This is a genomic window from Oceanobacter antarcticus (assembly GCF_044962685.1).
Taxonomy (GTDB): domain Bacteria; phylum Pseudomonadota; class Gammaproteobacteria; order Pseudomonadales; family Oceanobacteraceae; genus Oceanobacter; species Oceanobacter antarcticus.
Genome location: NZ_JBBKTX010000150.1, coordinates 1 through 214, shown reverse-complemented (window position 1 = coordinate 214; position 214 = coordinate 1). Strand labels below are relative to the sequence as shown.

Here is a 214-nt window from a genome sequence, read left to right as displayed (position 1 = left end):
CAGCAGCTCAACCACCGCGGCCGTGCTCAGTCTGCCAGAACAGTACCACAGCCCACCAGTTTTACGGCCACGGGGCCTAACGAAGTGTGGACCTGGGACATCAGCTACTGCCCATCGGAAGTGCGCGGCCAGCACTGGTATCTGTATCTGATCATGGACGTGTACAGCCGCAAGATCGTCGCCTGGGAGGTACATGATGCCGAGTCTGGCGAGC

At 60.3% G+C, this 214-nt stretch carries 1 protein-coding gene; it reads left to right on the top strand.

Annotation, left to right across the window (positions count from 1 at the left end; genetic code table 11):
- Nucleotides 1-214: DDE-type integrase/transposase/recombinase (locus WG929_RS21295; RefSeq protein WP_416207662.1), on the top strand; the 214-nt coding region annotated here is incomplete at both ends.